This window comes from Janthinobacterium sp. OK676 (assembly GCF_900103595.1).
Lineage (GTDB): Bacteria > Pseudomonadota > Gammaproteobacteria > Burkholderiales > Burkholderiaceae_D > Janthinobacterium.
Genome location: NZ_FNHA01000003.1, coordinates 426603 through 438354, shown reverse-complemented (window position 1 = coordinate 438354; position 11752 = coordinate 426603). Strand labels below are relative to the sequence as shown.

At 62.4% G+C, this 11752-nt stretch carries 14 protein-coding genes; 7 read left to right on the top strand and 7 right to left on the bottom strand.

Going from position 1 to position 11752, the window contains the following annotated elements:
* Positions 1-2 precede the first annotated feature (2 nt).
* The gene (mmsB, locus tag BLU39_RS08855; protein WP_092712249.1) at positions 3-905 is read left to right on the top strand and encodes a 3-hydroxyisobutyrate dehydrogenase; all 903 of its coding nucleotides are present in this window, start codon (positions 3-5) and stop codon (positions 903-905) included.
* 185 nt (positions 906-1090) lie between these two features.
* Here the strand turns inward: mmsB and BLU39_RS08850 are convergent, their stop codons facing one another.
* Together BLU39_RS08850 and BLU39_RS08845 are read right to left on the bottom strand one after the other, a co-directional pair.
* Entirely contained in the window at positions 1091-1672 is a 582-nt protein-coding gene (locus BLU39_RS08850; RefSeq protein ID WP_092711965.1) for a hypothetical protein, read from the bottom strand.
* 36 nt (positions 1673-1708) lie between these two features.
* Positions 1709-2308 carry a hypothetical protein gene (locus tag BLU39_RS08845; protein WP_092711963.1) on the bottom strand — a complete coding sequence of 200 codons (600 nt, stop codon included), beginning with the start codon at positions 2306-2308 and terminating at the stop codon, positions 1709-1711.
* 244 nt (positions 2309-2552) lie between these two features.
* On the opposite strand from BLU39_RS08845, the gene BLU39_RS08840 reads away from it, so the two are divergent.
* Both BLU39_RS08840 and hrcA read left to right on the top strand, forming a co-directional pair.
* Positions 2553-3278, top strand: a complete 726-nt coding sequence (locus tag BLU39_RS08840) for an HAD family hydrolase (RefSeq protein ID WP_175539244.1) — start codon at positions 2553-2555, stop codon at positions 3276-3278.
* A gap of 102 nt (positions 3279-3380) precedes the next feature.
* Positions 3381-4397, top strand: a complete 1017-nt coding sequence (gene hrcA / locus BLU39_RS08835; RefSeq protein WP_092711961.1) for a heat-inducible transcriptional repressor HrcA — start codon at positions 3381-3383, stop codon at positions 4395-4397.
* A 48-nt stretch (positions 4398-4445) separates the two neighbouring features.
* Here hrcA and fur read toward each other — a convergent pair whose 3' ends face one another.
* On the bottom strand, positions 4446-4877 hold the full coding sequence (fur, locus tag BLU39_RS08830; protein WP_034745717.1) for a ferric iron uptake transcriptional regulator: 432 nt from the start codon (positions 4875-4877) through the stop codon (positions 4446-4448).
* Positions 4878-5072: 195 nt separating this feature from the next.
* On the opposite strand from fur, the gene BLU39_RS08825 reads away from it, so the two are divergent.
* Genes BLU39_RS08825 through BLU39_RS08815 form a run of 3 tightly spaced genes read left to right on the top strand, consistent with a single transcriptional unit; the run spans position 5073 to position 6876 of the window.
* The gene (locus tag BLU39_RS08825) at positions 5073-5714 is read left to right on the top strand and encodes an outer membrane protein assembly factor BamE (protein ID WP_232731392.1); all 642 of its coding nucleotides are present in this window, start codon (positions 5073-5075) and stop codon (positions 5712-5714) included.
* A gap of 18 nt (positions 5715-5732) precedes the next feature.
* Positions 5733-6542 (top strand): 4-hydroxy-tetrahydrodipicolinate reductase, encoded by an 810-nt coding sequence (gene dapB, locus BLU39_RS08820; protein ID WP_092711959.1) that lies wholly within the window; start codon positions 5733-5735, stop codon positions 6540-6542.
* A 7-nt stretch (positions 6543-6549) separates the two neighbouring features.
* Positions 6550-6876: a barstar family protein gene (locus BLU39_RS08815; protein ID WP_092711957.1), complete on the top strand. Its 327-nt coding sequence runs from the start codon at positions 6550-6552 to the stop codon at positions 6874-6876.
* 112 nt (positions 6877-6988) lie between these two features.
* Here the strand turns inward: BLU39_RS08815 and BLU39_RS08810 are convergent, their stop codons facing one another.
* A complete protein-coding gene (locus BLU39_RS08810) occupies positions 6989-8236 on the bottom strand; it encodes a CaiB/BaiF CoA transferase family protein (RefSeq protein ID WP_092711955.1) in 1248 nt (415 codons plus the stop codon).
* Positions 8236-9417, bottom strand: a complete 1182-nt coding sequence (locus tag BLU39_RS08805) for an acyl-CoA dehydrogenase (protein WP_092711953.1) — start codon at positions 9415-9417, stop codon at positions 8236-8238. Before BLU39_RS08805 ends, BLU39_RS08810 begins: the two co-directional genes overlap by 1 nt.
* Positions 9418-9576: 159 nt before the next feature.
* On the opposite strand from BLU39_RS08805, the gene BLU39_RS08800 reads away from it, so the two are divergent.
* A complete protein-coding gene (locus BLU39_RS08800) occupies positions 9577-10473 on the top strand; it encodes a LysR substrate-binding domain-containing protein (RefSeq protein ID WP_175539243.1) in 897 nt (298 codons plus the stop codon).
* Here BLU39_RS08800 and BLU39_RS08795 read toward each other — a convergent pair.
* Positions 10470-10835, bottom strand: a complete 366-nt coding sequence (locus BLU39_RS08795) for a VOC family protein (RefSeq protein ID WP_092711951.1) — start codon at positions 10833-10835, stop codon at positions 10470-10472. The genes BLU39_RS08800 and BLU39_RS08795 overlap by 4 nt on opposite strands.
* 76 nt (positions 10836-10911) lie before the next feature.
* Positions 10912-11700 carry a helix-turn-helix domain-containing protein gene (locus BLU39_RS08790; protein WP_254788927.1) on the bottom strand — a complete coding sequence of 263 codons (789 nt, stop codon included), beginning with the start codon at positions 11698-11700 and terminating at the stop codon, positions 10912-10914.
* Between the last annotated feature and the right edge of the window lie 52 nt (positions 11701-11752).

Genomic DNA, 11752 nt, shown 5'->3' with positions numbered 1-11752 from the left:
ACATGCAACATATCGCTTTCATCGGCCTGGGCAACATGGGCGCGCCGATGGCCCGCAACCTGGTGGCCGCCGGCTTCCACGTGTCCGTCTTCGACCTGGCGCCGGCGGCAGTGGCGTCCCTCGTCGAGGCGGGCGCCACGGCGGCCGCGTCCGCCAGCGCGGCCGTGCAGACGGCCGACGCCGTCATCACCATGCTGCCAGCCAACAAGCACGTGCAGGAACTGTACCTGGCGTCCGGCGGCGTGCTGGACTCGGCCAAGCCCGGTGCCCTGTTCATCGATTGCAGCACCATCGCCGCCGACGTGGCACGGCAGGTGGCGCAGGCGGCGAGCGAGCGGGGCTTTGCCATGATCGATGCGCCCGTTTCGGGCGGCACGGCCGGTGCGGCTGCCGGCACGCTGACCTTTATCGTCGGCGGCAGCGAAGCGGCCTTGCAGCAGGCGCGGCCTTTACTGGAAAAGATGGGCAAGAACATCTTCCATGCGGGCGAGGCGGGGGCTGGCCAGGTGGCGAAGATTTGCAACAACATGCTGCTGGGTATTCTGATGGCGGGTACGGCCGAGGCGCTGAACCTCGGTGTGGCGCACGGCCTCGATCCGAAGGTGTTGTCCGACATCATGGCCAAGAGTTCGGGCCGTAACTGGACCCTGGAAGTGTACAACCCGTGGCCTGGCGTCATGGAAGGCACGCCCGCGTCGCGCAATTACACTGGCGGCTTCGGCACGGCGCTGATGCTGAAAGACCTGGGCCTGGCGCAGCAGTCGGCCCTGTCGGCGAACGCGCCCACGCCCTTGGGCGGGCTGGTGCGCCAGCTGTACCAGATGCATGCGCAAGCCGGGTATGCGCAGCAGGATTTCTCCAGCATCGTGCAGATGCTGCAGCCGGGCTTGAGCAAACCGGCTTGAGGAATTGGGCAAAAAAAAGCCCGCTGGTGAAAGCGGGCTAAATCCAATTCTTGGAAGAGTTGGAGGAGACAGATGCATTATGCTGCATCGCCACATATAACTCCAATTTATCTTTGGAATATCAACTATAGATTTCCATGATATCTTTCCCTGACAGCCGCGCCGCGGCTGCCAGCGTCACGACCTTAGCCCGGATTACAGGCGATTTGCACGGTGGTCACGTTCGCTTCACCCATGGTGCCGACGCCCGTGTTGGGTGCCACGCTGCACTTCAGGCCCGTTGGCTGGGTAAATATGCTGATGCCATACGTGTCGCCGTCGGCAACGCGCGATCCCAGAGTAAAGGTCGTGCTGTCCTTGGCCACCGAGGTTTGCGCATTGCCGTTGATCAGGACCAGGCCGTCGGCGGTCAGGCCAGTGACCGTGCCGCCTACCGTGTAGCTATTTTGCGTGCACACGACTGCCGCCTGGATGCTCAGGTAGTGACCTGCCGAACCGGTTCCGCCACTGATGGCGCAAGTCATGTGGGCTGGCTGGGTCTGCACGGTGATGTTGTAGTCGGTGCCATAGTCGATGCGTTTGGCAAAGGTAAACGAGGTCTGGCCCGCGCTAACGGGCAGGTTGACGCCGCCGTTGGCCAGGACCAGGCCGTTGGTGTTCAGGTTGGTGATGGTGCCACTGACATCATACGAGGCCTTGCCGCCGCAAGCAGCCAGTCCCAGGGTCAACAGCAGCGCGGCGAGTGGACGCAGGCAGGATAACTTCATGTATTTCTCCAATATAGTGGTGACGAATCGCGTGGCTTACTGCGCCGTGCAGTTCAGTGTGGCGCCGGTCGTGGCGGCTGAACCCATGGTGCCGACGACATCGCGGCCGTTGGCGCTGGCAGAGCCCACGAAGCTGCACGTCAGGCCAGCTGGATACGTCGCTATGGAAATATTGTAGGCGATGCCGTCATTGACATTCGGGAACGTATAGCTCGTGCTGCCTTTCAGCGGGCTGGTGGTGGTATTGCCAATGGCCAAGGTCAAGCCGTCGGCGGTCAGGCCCGTGATCGTGCCGCTCAGCGGATAGGAATTGGTCTGGCAGCTGACGAAGGCCGTGGTCACGGTATAGCTCGATGCCTTGCCTGCGCCATTGGTAATCGCGCACACGGCGCCTTTGGGCTGTTGTGCGATGCTGATGTCGTAGCGGTCATCGGTGTTGACCAGCTTGGTGAAAACAAACGAGGTCTGACCTGCGGAGACCGGCAAGCGTTCGCCATTGTTCAGGAGAATCAGGCCGTCTTTTGCCAGATTGGACACTTGGCCACTCAGATACAGGTTGCCGCCGCTGCCGCCGCAGGCCGCCAATGTGACGGCGCAAGCCGCCGCCAGCATCGAGCGCAGGTACAAATTTTTCATACATTCTCCAAAACGAATTAGGTTGGGTAGCGCAACGCGGACGCTGGCGCCGCATTGGAATGGCGCCTATTTTAGTCTATCTGGCAAGCTCGATGATCTTGCCTTGTATCACCCTGTAACAATTTTTCGCCGGGAAGCGCTGGCTCGGCCCCATTTCATGGGGGCGCAGCCATGCTGGCTGTGGCGATCAATGCGACAATAGATGCAGGCTGCGCACTGTGGCGCGGCATCCACCGTGAATCCCATGTCCCTTGCTCCTGTAAAACCTGCCGTGCCGCCCAAGGCCATCCTGTTCGACCTCGACGATACCCTGTGGCCCATCGCGCCCGTGATTGCCGCCGCCGAAACCTTGCTGCACGACTGGCTGGCCGCGCATGCGCCCAAGGTGGCGCAGCAGTTTTCCATCGAGGTGCTGCGCCAGCACCGCTTGGCCATGCTGAATGAACAACCGCATTTCCATGGCAACCTGATCGAGCTGCGCCGCGCGGGCCTGCTGACCGCCTTCGAGGCGGCGGGCGAGGATCCCGCCCTCGTCGATGGCGCCATCGCACAGTTCCTGGCGGCGCGCCATCGCGTGCAGCCATATGACGATGTCTTGCCTGGCCTGGCCTGGATGGGCCAGCGCATGCTGGTCGGTTCGATTTCGAATGGCAATGCGGATCTTGAAATTATCGGCCTGGCGCAGCATTTCAAGGTATCGATTGCCGCCAGCGATTTCGGCGTGGCCAAGCCCGATGCCAGCATCTTCCTGGCCGGCTGCGCCGCGCTGGGCGTGGCGCCCCATGAAGCTGTGTATGTCGGCGACGATTTATACTTCGACGTGACGGGCGCGCAAGGGGCGGGCATGCGTGCCGTGTGGATGAACCGCAAGGGCAGCGATGCCCACCTGGCCGCCGGCGTGCAGCCCGACGCCATCTGCGCCAACTTCGATGAATTGCTGCTGTGGCTGCAAGGACAACTGGAAGATTGATCGCCGCTGGACGGGCGAACGTGCATAATAGGCGCTGTTGATGCACGTTCGGCCGCTTTCGTTGCCGCTTGCTTAACAAAATACTTGCTTAACTAAGACACCATGCAACTCGATACACGTGCCCAAACACTGCTGAAAGCCCTGGTCGAGCGATATATCGCCGACGGCCTGCCGGTCGGTTCGCGCGCCTTGTCGAAAATATCCGGCCTCGACCTGTCGCCGGCCACGATCCGCAACATCATGGCCGACCTGGAAGAGCTCGGTTATGTGGCCAGCCCGCACACCTCGGCCGGACGCATCCCCACGCCGCGCGGCTACCGCATCTTTGTCGACACCTTGCTGACGGTCCAGCATATGGACGAACATATGGTGGAGTCGCGCATGCGCCTGCAGACGCCGCAGCCGCAAAAGACCATCGCCAACGCGGCGCAGATGCTGTCGTCGCTGTCGCAGTTTGCCGGCGTCGTGCTCAGCCCGCGACGCGAATCCGTGTTCCAGCAAATCGAATTTCTGCGCCTGTCCGAAAAACGCATCCTGCTTGTCATCGTCGCGCCCGGCGGCGACGTGCAGAACCGCCTATTGCTGACGGAGGCCGACTATACGCCGGCGCAACTGGTGCAATCGGCTAACTACATCAACCAGAATTATGGCGGCCTGTCGTTCGACGCCGTGCGCGTGCGCCTGCAAGGCGAACTGCGCCAGTTGCGTGACGATATGGGCAGCCTGATGCAGGCTGCCGTGGAGGCGGGCAGCGAAGCGATGGCCGACCATAGCGACGACATGGTGATTTCCGGCGAGCGCAACTTGCTCAGCGTGAGCGATCTGTCATCGAATATGCATTCGCTGCGCCAGATGTTCGACATGTTCGAGCAAAAAACGGGCTTGATGCAGCTGCTCGACGTGTCGAGCAAGGCGACGGGCGTGCAGATTTTCATCGGCGGCGAATCGAAGCTCGTGCCGATGGATGAAATGAGCGTGGTGACGGCGCCGTATGAAGTCAACGGCAAGATCGTGGGAACGTTGGGAGTGATCGGACCGACGCGCATGGCTTACGAGCGCGTCATCCCGATTGTCGATATTACGGCCAAGTTGCTGTCGAACGCACTGAGCCATCATTGACCGTATTGCCTGCCAAGCCAGCCGCCCCGTGGGAGCGGCAAGCCTGGGTCAGGCCGTTTTGTGCGGGCAAGCCGTCTTGGTGCAGTTGCCGTAGATGGCCAGCGCGTGTTCGGCGATCTTGAAGCCGCGCTCTTCAGCCACTTTTTGCTGGCGGATTTCGATCTCTTCGTCGAAGAATTCTTCGACGCGGCCACAGTCGAGGCACACCAGGTGGTCGTGGTGGGAGCCTTCGTTGAGTTCGAAAATCGCCTTGCCGGTTTCAAAATGGTTGCGGTTGAGCAATCCGGCTTGTTCGAATTGGGTGAGGACACGGTAGACAGTTGCCAAGCCGACATCCATATTGTCGGCCAGCAGAATCTTGTAGACGTCTTCCGCGGTCAGGTGGCGTACCGGGCTACTCTGGAAGATATCGAGTATCTTCAGCCGTGGCAGGGTGGCTTTCAGGCCGCTTGCCTTGAGATCACTAGGATTGTTACTCATGTTTGTTGCTCGTATGTGGGTCAGGTGCTTTATCATATAGCGTTTTGTCGGGGAGTGCCAAAATATGCATTTTTTGGCGGGCCGGTCACTCCTGGCGTTTTGTTCATCAAATTGAGGTCATTTATGCGCGTAACACCGGCTGTATTGCCATCTCTCTGGCACCGTATTTCATTCCGAGCATCAGTCGTGGCAGGCATGGTGTGTGTCGCGCTGGCCATGTCCGGCTGCGCCAGCCGTGGCATCCTTGGCGAAAAGCCGGCAGCTGCTCAAAAAGAAGGCAAGGAAGTGGTTCCCGAACAGGGCGCACAAACGACCACCATCACGCCGCTGCAAAAATTCATGTGGTTTTTCTCGCCCTACCGTCCTGACATTCAACAAGGCAACTTTGTCTCCGAAGAGATGCTGGCCCAGTTGAAAGTGGGCATGACGCGCGACCAGGTGCGTTTCGTCCTCGGCACCTCGCTGCTGACCGATATCTTCCATGCCGACCGCTGGGATTACCCATTCCGCCTGGCCCGGGGCAGTGGCGAAACCACCAGCAGCCGCGTGGTCGTGTACTTCGGCAAGGATGGCAAAGTGGAACGTTTCGAAGGCGGCAACTTGCCGACGGAGAAAGAATACATCGACCGTATCGCCGGTCCGTCGCCATTCGCCAAGGTCGCCAAGGCCGACGTGCCTGCCGCCGTCGTTCCATCGCCCGTGGCGCCAAGCGCCGTGCCGGTGCCGGCCGATGCCGCCCCTGCCATTCCTGTGAGCAAGCCTGACGTTGCGCCCGCACCCGCAACGGCGCCTGCCGCCGAGCCCGCACCTGCACCTGCTGCCGAACCCACCAAATAAGTTGCTGTAGAGAATAAAATGACTGAACTGAAAATTGCCATCGCTGGCGCCAGCGGCCGCATGGGCCATATCCTGATCGAAGCCGTCAGCAACGCGCCTGACGCCGTGCTGGCCGGCGCGCTCGACCGTGCCGGTTCGCCATCCGTCGGCCAGGATGCCGCCGCTTTCCTCGGCAAGCCTGCCGGCGTGCTGATCGAGTCCGACCTGGCTACCGGCCTGGCCGGCGCCGATTACCTGATCGACTTCACGCGCCCCGAAGGCACTTTGCAGCACCTGGCGTATTGCGCCGAGCACGGCATCAAGATGATCATCGGCACCACCGGTTTCGATGACGCTGGCAAGGCCGCCATTGCCGCCGCCGCCGAAAAGACGGCCATCATGTTCGCGCCGAACATGAGCGTGGGCGTGAATGTCACCATGAAGCTGCTGGAACTGGCCGCGAAAAGCCTGTCCGAAGGCTATGACATCGAGATCATCGAAGCGCATCACCGCCACAAGGTCGATGCGCCGTCGGGCACGGCCCTGCAAATGGGTGAAGTGGTGGCCGGCGCCCTGGGCCGCGACTTGAAGGAATGCGCCGTCTACGGCCGCGAAGGCGTGACGGGCGAACGCGACCCGTCGACCATCGGCTTTGCCACCATCCGCGGCGGCGATATCGTGGGCGACCATACGGTGTTGTTTGCCGGCATCGGCGAGCGCATCGAGATCAGCCACAAGTCCAGCAGCCGCGTCACCTACGCCCACGGCGCGCTGCGCGCCGCGCGTTTCCTGGCCGACAAGCCGACCGGCCTGTTCGACATGCAGGACGTGCTGTCGCTGAAGAACTGAGGAAGATATGGCCACTGCCATCCTGAATGGAAAAGACATCAGCGACGAAGCGAGTTTTCACGCGCAATGCGTGCAAGCCTTCGATTTCCCCGAGTTCTACGGCAACAGCATGGATGCCTGGGTCGATTGCCTCAGCTATTTGCGCGACGATGAGAACATGACGCAGTTCCGTTTGAAACCGAACGAAGTGCTCGAGATTGTTGTGCAGGACGCGGAAAGCATGAAGGCGCAAGTGCCGGACTTGCTGGAAGAAATGACGTTCTGTATCGCCGGCATCAATGAGCGCTATGACGATTATGGCGAGAAGCCGGCGTTGAAACTGGTACTCAAGTAAATAGAATCGTAGGTCGGATTAGCGGCAGCGCCGCGTAATCCGACACATTGTTGGCTGTGCAAGTCGGATTACGCGCAAGCGCTAATCCGACCTACGTCCAGGCGACCAACGTTTACACCACCTTGCGCTCGCGCAAGCCGTCAATTTCCGCACTGTCCAATCCCAGCCACTGCTGCAGCACTTCCTGCGTATGCTGCCCCAGCAATGGCGGCGGCAAGCGGTATTGCACCGGCGAGCTCGAGAGGCGCACGGGATTGGCCACCAGCGCCACCGTGCCCGCCGTCGGATGCGGCATCTCCACTTTCAAGCCACGCGCCACCACTTGCGGGTCGGCAAAGACCTGGTCGATGCGGTTGACGGGACCGCAGGGCACGGCTTGCGCCTCGAACGCGCTGATCCACTCGGCCGTCGTGCGCATGACCGTGGTCTGGCGCATCAAGGGGATCAGGATGGCCCGGTGCGCCACGCGCTGCGGATTGGTGGCGAAGCGTTCGTCCTGCGCCCATTCCGGGTGGCCGGCGACGGCGCAAAAGCGCGAAAACTGCCCATCGTTGCCGATCGCCAGAATCATGTCGCCATCGGCTGTGGGGAAATCCTGGTAGGGCACGATGTTCGGATGGGCATTGCCCATGCGCTGCGGCACCTTGCCGCCGCACAGGTAGTTGGCCGCCTGGTTGCCCAGCGCCGCCACTTGCACGTCGAGCAAGGCCAGGTCGATATGCTGGCCCAGGCCAGAGCGTTCCCGTTCGGCCAGCGCCGCCTGCACGGCGATGGTGGCGTACAGGCCCGTCAGGATGTCCGTCTGCGCCACGCCCACTTTTTGCGGTCCGGCGCCCGGCTGGCCATCGGGCACGCCCGTGATGCTCATCAAACCGCCCATGCCCTGGATCAGGAAGTCATAGCCGGCGCGCGCCGCGTACGGCCCATCCTGACCGAAGCCCGTGATGGAGCAGTAGACGAGGCGCGGGTTGAGCGCCAGCAAGCTGGCCGCGTCTAAACCATATTGCTTCAAGCCATCGAGCTTGAAATTTTCCAGCAGAACGTCCGATTCGGCCGCCAGCTTGCGCACCAGGGCTTGCCCTTCGGGCGCGGCCAGGTCGATGCACAGGGAGCGCTTGTTGCGGTTGGCGCACTGGAAATAGGCCGCCTCGGCCGTGTCGCGGCCATCCTCGTCTTTCAGATACGGCGGACCCCAGGAGCGCGTGTCGTCGCCGCGGCCCGGCTGTTCAACCTTGACCACGTCGGCGCCCAGGTCGGCCAGCATTTGCCCGGCCCACGGGCCGGCCAGCACGCGCGACAGGTCGAGCACGCGCAAGCCCGTCAACGGCGCAGGCCGCAGGGTGGAGGCGAAGGCGTCCATCAGTTGCTGAAGGCGGCGATGCCGGTGATGGCGCGGCCGATGATCAGCGCGTGCACATCGTGCGTGCCTTCGTAGGTGTTGACCACTTCCAGGTTGACCAGGTGGCGGATGACGCCGAACTCGTCGGAAATGCCGTTGCCGCCCATCATGTCGCGCGCCATGCGGGCAATGTCCAGTGCCTTGCCGCAGCTGTTGCGCTTCATGATGGAGGTGATTTCCACGGCGGCCGAACCTTCATCCTTCATGCGGCCCAGGCGCAAGCAGCCTTGCAAGCCCATGGTGATTTCCGTCAGCATGTCGGCCAGTTTCTTTTGCACCAGCTGGTTCGCAGCCAGCGGACGGCCAAATTGCTGGCGGTCCATCGTGTACTGACGGGCTTTCAGGTAGCAGTCTTCGGCCGCGCCCAGCGCGCCCCAGGCGATGCCGTAGCGAGCGCTGTTCAGGCAAGTGAACGGGCCTTTCAAGCCGCGCACGTCGGGGAAGGCGTTTTCTTCCGGGCAGAACACTTCATCCATGACGATTTCGCCGGTGATGCTGGTGCGCAAGCCGACCTTGCCGTGGATTTCCGGCGCCGACAGGCCTTTCCAGCCTTTTTCCAGCACGAAGCCGCGGATCGCGCCTTCATCGTCCTTGGCCCAGACGACGAACACGTCGGCGATCGGGCTGTTGGTGATCCACATCTTGGCGCCGGAGATACTGTAGCCGCCCGGCACTTTACGGGCGCGCGTGACCATGCTGCCAGGGTCGGAGCCGTGGTTCGGTTCCGTCAGGCCGAAGCAGCCGATGTATTCGCCCGTCGCCAGTTTCGGCAGGTATTTCTGTTTGGTTTCTTCATTGCCGAAGGCATTGATCGGCACCATCACCAAGGACGATTGCACGCTCATCATCGAGCGGTAGCCCGAATCGACGCGCTCGACTTCGCGTGCGGCCAGGCCGTAGCAGACATAGTTCAGGCCGGCGCCGCCGTATTCTTCGGGTATGGTCGTGCCCAGCAAGCCCAGCTCGCCCATTTCGCGGAAGATGGCCGCATCCGTGCGGCCGTGGCGGAACGATTCGAGCACGCGCGGCACCAGGCTGCCCTGGCAATAGTCGCGGGCCGCTTCCAGCACGGCGCGTTCGTCGCCCGTCAGTTGTTCTTCCAGCAGCAGGGGGGAATTCCAGTCGAATACGGTTTTGCTCATCACAGGCCTCGCAGGTGAGCGCCGGTGATCGGCGCAAGATTGAATATGGCTCATGGTAGGTTTTTGCCTAGCCTTGCGCAAACGATTTTTTCGCACCCAGACATGCGTGTTGCGCATATCTTGCGGCATACTAAGATCTTTTCACTGGCCGGATACCCCATGTCACGCAAAATTCCCATGCTGCAAGCCCTGAACTGCTTCGAGGCGGCCGCCCGCCACCAGAGCTACACGCATGCGGCGCGCGAACTGTCGCTGACGCAAAGCGCCGTGTCGCGGCAGATATCGTCCCTGGAAAGCTTTCTTGGCGTGCAGCTGTTCCAGCGCACGCGCCACGGTGTGCTGCTGACCAGCGCCGGCGCCGCGTATGCGCGGCAGATCGCGGCCCGCCTTGATGGCCTGGAGCGCGACACGCTCGACACCATGGCGCGCCAGGGCGGTGGCGGCGCCTTGCAGCTGGCCTCGGTCCCCACGTTTGCCACGCGCTGGCTGATGCCGCGGCTGTCGTCGCTGGCGGGCTTGCAGCCGGATATCGTCGTGCACATCGATGCCTACACGAAACCGTTCATGTTTGCCGATACGGAATACGACGGCGCCCTGTACGCGGGCACGCCCGAGCAGCTGGCGCGCTGGCCCGGCACGCGCGCCACCTTGCTCATGCATGAAGAAATCGTACCCGTCGCCAGCCCCCGCCTGCTGGCGGCGCGCAGCGCCTGGCAGCCGCAGGATTTGCTGGAACTGACCTTGTTGCAGCAAAGTACGCGTCCGGGCGCCTGGCGCCAGTGGTTTGACGCCATGCAGGTCGATGGTGAAGAGGCGCGCTATGGCGCCCGTTATGAGCTGTTTTCCATGCTGGCCATGGCGGCCGTGCAGGGGCAGGGCGTGGTCTTGCTGCCGCGTATGCTGGTCGAGGCGGAACTGGCGCGTGGCGAATTGCGCATCGCATGCGAGCGCCCACTGCGCGGCCAGCGGGCGTATTACCTGATCACGCCCGAGGCGGCGCACGAGAAACTGGCCTTGCAGCAGTTCCGCGTCTGGCTGCAAGGTGAAGCCGCTTAGACGACTTTGCTGGTATCGAAATGGGGATTGTCGATCAGGCCGATCTGGTTGCCGAAGGGGTCGAGCAATTCCACCGTGCGGATGCCGTCGCCCACGTCCGTGATCGGATGGTGCAGGCTGCCGCCCAGCGCCACGATGCGCTCGACTTCCTGCTCGATGCCGTCCACGCCCCAGTACGTCACGCTGCCCTGCGTGCCCGGCTGGCCATCCGGCAGCAAGCCCAGCTCGAAGCCGCCGATGGCAAAGCCGACGTAGAAGGGCTGGTCGAAATACGGAGCGGTATTGAATACCTGGCTGTACCAGGCTTTGGCCTGGTCCAGGTCGGGGACGGGATAGGTGACGGTGCGTAAACCCTTGATCATGTTGTGCTCCTGATGAATGAAGAGAAGGTCATCATGCCACCGGCGCGCGGCGCGTGATTGTAAAAATGGAAGGTATTCAAGTGCGCCGGCCCGCCAGCCACGCCTCGGGCGAACTGCGGGCGAAATCCTGGAAGTCGTGGATCAGGTGCGACTGGTCGAAATAACCATATTGCAAGGCCACTTGCGCCCAGTCCTGCTGTTCCGCCAGGTTTGCCAGTCCCTTGCTGGCCGCGCGAAAACGGCAGATGCGGGCAAACAGCTTCGGGCTGATGCCCACTTGCTGGCGAAACTGTAACGCCAGGTGCTGGCGCGACACGCCCAGCTGCCGTGCCAGTCCATCCACGCGCACTTGCCCCGATGCCGCCTCGATGGCGGCGATGGCATGTTCGGCCGCGCCGGCCTGGCGCCGTGGCGGCGCGGCGCGCAGGCGCAGCAGCAGATAATCTTGCAAAATGGAAACTCGTTGCGCATTCGTCAATGGCTCGCTCCACAGGGCATCACCGAGGCGTGCCGCCAGCTCGCGGCCCCACAGTTGCTGCAATCCCGTGCGGCCATCATTGAGTTCGCACAAGGGCAGCTGGAAGACGCGTGCCGCCGCGCCCGGCTTGAAGCGGGCCGCCACCGTCTGCACGAGGCCCTGGCTGACGACGGCAATCGGCGCCGTCATCATGCCGACGGCAAAGCTGGCGTCCTGCTGGTCCTGGCACAGGATGTCGATGCAATTGTCGGGCAAGACCTGGTGCGTGAAGGGCGTGGCGCCCGTCTGCACGCGGCACGTCCAGACGCAGTCCAGCCAGGGCCGCAGGGCGGGGAGGGGCGGATATTCCTGGTAGACGATCATGGCCGGCGTTGATGCAAAGAACAAGATTGCGTATATCTTACACAGCATAATTGTGCGCCGGCCAAAATATGCGCGC

Bases quoted from the DNA above. Each gene is read 5' to 3' on its own strand.
- mmsB (WP_092712249.1), top strand. From the start codon at position 3: ATGCAACATATCGCTTTCATCGGCCTGGGCAACATGGGCGCGCCGATG.
- BLU39_RS08850 (WP_092711965.1), bottom strand. From the start codon at position 1,672: ATGAAGTTATCCTGCCTGCGTCCACTCGCCGCGCTGCTGTTGACCCTG.
- BLU39_RS08845 (WP_092711963.1), bottom strand. From the start codon at position 2,308: ATGAAAAATTTGTACCTGCGCTCGATGCTGGCGGCGGCTTGCGCCGTC.
- BLU39_RS08840 (WP_175539244.1), top strand. From the start codon at position 2,553: ATGTCCCTTGCTCCTGTAAAACCTGCCGTGCCGCCCAAGGCCATCCTG.
- hrcA (WP_092711961.1), top strand. From the start codon at position 3,381: ATGCAACTCGATACACGTGCCCAAACACTGCTGAAAGCCCTGGTCGAG.
- fur (WP_034745717.1), bottom strand. From the start codon at position 4,877: ATGAGTAACAATCCTAGTGATCTCAAGGCAAGCGGCCTGAAAGCCACC.
- BLU39_RS08825 (WP_232731392.1), top strand. From the start codon at position 5,073: ATGGTGTGTGTCGCGCTGGCCATGTCCGGCTGCGCCAGCCGTGGCATC.
- dapB (WP_092711959.1), top strand. From the start codon at position 5,733: ATGACTGAACTGAAAATTGCCATCGCTGGCGCCAGCGGCCGCATGGGC.
- BLU39_RS08815 (WP_092711957.1), top strand. From the start codon at position 6,550: ATGGCCACTGCCATCCTGAATGGAAAAGACATCAGCGACGAAGCGAGT.
- BLU39_RS08810 (WP_092711955.1), bottom strand. From the start codon at position 8,236: ATGGACGCCTTCGCCTCCACCCTGCGGCCTGCGCCGTTGACGGGCTTG.
- BLU39_RS08805 (WP_092711953.1), bottom strand. From the start codon at position 9,417: ATGAGCAAAACCGTATTCGACTGGAATTCCCCCCTGCTGCTGGAAGAA.
- BLU39_RS08800 (WP_175539243.1), top strand. From the start codon at position 9,577: ATGTCACGCAAAATTCCCATGCTGCAAGCCCTGAACTGCTTCGAGGCG.
- BLU39_RS08795 (WP_092711951.1), bottom strand. From the start codon at position 10,835: ATGATCAAGGGTTTACGCACCGTCACCTATCCCGTCCCCGACCTGGAC.